This is a genomic window from Streptomyces sp. UH6, assembly GCF_013421635.1.
Lineage (GTDB): Bacteria > Actinomycetota > Actinomycetes > Streptomycetales > Streptomycetaceae > Streptomyces > Streptomyces abyssomicinicus.
On sequence record NZ_JACADT010000998.1, the window covers coordinates 1 to 2,038 of the forward strand.

At 74.6% G+C, this 2,038-nt stretch carries 2 protein-coding genes; both read right to left on the reverse strand.

Annotated features, from left to right (window positions below; all coding sequences use genetic code 11):
* The coding region (locus HW445_RS28480) for an Ldh family oxidoreductase (RefSeq protein ID WP_180223726.1) at positions 1-970 on the reverse strand (970 nt) is incomplete at its 3' end.
* Positions 971-1,075: 105 nt separating this feature from the next.
* Positions 1,076-2,038 (reverse strand): M20/M25/M40 family metallo-hydrolase (locus HW445_RS28485; protein WP_180223727.1); only part of this gene is annotated, 963 nt, incomplete at its 5' end.

The following is a 2,038-nucleotide window of genomic DNA, read 5'->3' on the forward strand; positions in this document are numbered from 1 at the left end:
GGGCGCCCGGGTAGGTGACGCCCCGGGTCGCGTAGGCGGCGGCCGGGGAGTTGACGACCGTGTCCAGCAGGGTGCGGTTCTCGGCGGCGATGGTCCGCGCGGAGCCGAAGGCCGACGGGTCGATCACGATCGCGGTGTGGCCCACGTTGTCGTCGCTCGCCGGTTCGCCCTTCAGCACGCCGGGCCGCGGGCCGTAGGCGGCGCCGGCCAGCGGGCCGCACAGCAGGTCGACCAGGAGGGCGAGGCCGAACCCCTTGGCGCCGCCGGTCTCGGCGGGACCGCCCAGCCAGGCGACGTCGGCCTCCTCGTCCATGAACGCGGCCGGGTCCGTCGTCGGCGTGCCGTCGTGCCGCACCAGCCACTCCTGCGGCACCTCCTGGCCCTCGCGGTGGGCGGCCTTGATCTTGCCGGTGGCGACCACGGTGGTGCTCATGTCGAGGACGAAGGGCGCGCCCCGGGTGACCGGCACGGCGGCGCTGAGCGGGTTGGTGCCGAGCATCCGCACGGTGCCGCCCAGCGGCGGGGCGACGCCCTGGGCGCCGCAGTTGGTCATCGCCAGGCCGATCAGCCCGGCGGCGGCGGCCTTCTGCGTGTAGTAGCCGGCACTGCCGAAGTGGGTGCTGTTGCGCACGGCGACCATGCCGATCCCGGTGGTGCGGGCCTTGTCCATGGCGATGTCCATGGCGAGGTCCATGGTGACCAGGCCGAGGCCGCGGTCACCGTCGAGCAGGGCGGCCCCGGCGGTCTCCTGGACGACGCGCGGGGCGGCGTCGGCGGCGATCCGGCCGTCGAGCAGCCGGGGGGCGTAGATGTTCACCAGTCCGTTGGTGCCGTGGGTGGTGAAGCCGTGCGCGTCGGCGTACGTGATCACGTCGGAGGCGGTGCGGGCGGACGTGGCGTCGAGGCCGCACTCGGTGAGGACGTTCTGGACGAAGGCGGTGAGCTCGGCGAGGGGGACGCGGACGGTCATGGCGGTTCTTCCTTCTTTCGGGCGGTGGGACTTCCGGCGGGTGGGTCTTTCGGGTGGGCGGGTCTTTCGGGTGGGTGGGGCGTGGGAGGTGCGCGGGTGGGCGGGTCAGGCGGTGCGGGCGGCGAACGCGTGCACCAGCTCCTTGACCCGCCGCGCGTAGGCGTCGAGGTCGTCCAGGTTCACGAACTCGGCGGGCGTGTGGGCGCCGTTGGCGTCCAGGCGGCCCGGTCCGCACGCCGCGACGTAGCGGCCGGGCCCGGGGGCCCAGATCGCGTCGCAGGTGAACGCGGAGCCGTCGGCGAGGCCGTCGTGCCGGCTGAACCCGGCGCGCTCCAGCATCAGTTCGCCCTCCGGGTCGCGGTTGCGCAGCGTGGGCAGACCCTGCTTGAGCCAGTCCAGGCGGACGATGCGCCGCCAGTCGCGCACCGTGCGGCGGGTGAACGGGTCGTGGGCGTGCAGCTGGGCGAACTCGGTCCGGGCCTCCTCGATCAGCACCTCCAGCGAGGCGGCGAGCAGTTCGGCCTGCTCGGTCGCCGGATAGGCGATGTTGAGCAGCAGCCGCCCGCCGCCGTAGACCCGGTTGTGGGCGGTGCCGGTGTGCAGGCCGGCGACGCAGAGCTTGGCGCCCATGCCGTGCGCGAGCGGGCCGAGCCGGCGGGAGAGGAAGTCGGCGAGGAAGCCGAGCAGCACGGTGGCGTTGTGGCCGTCGGCGGGATGGTCGTCGGTGGAGTCCTCGCCGAGCACGGTGATCCGCGGCGTCATCGCGGCGGTGCAGCCGTCCATGAAGGTGCTGCCGGTCGGCTCGGCGAAGATCATCAGCCGTCCGGTGTGCCCGGCGTCGACCAGGGCGCGGGTCCCGTAGGTCCCCATCGCGCCGCCCTCCTCGCCGGGCACGGAGGCGATGCGGACCTCGATCCGGCCGTCCAGCCCCGGGTCCTCGGCGAAGGCGGCGGCCACCCCGACCGCGGCGGCGATCCCGGGGCCCTTGTCGTCGACGGCGCCCCGGCCGTGCAGGATGCGCCCCTCCAGGCGCGGCGGGACGTGCGGGCCGACGGTGTCCACGTGGAA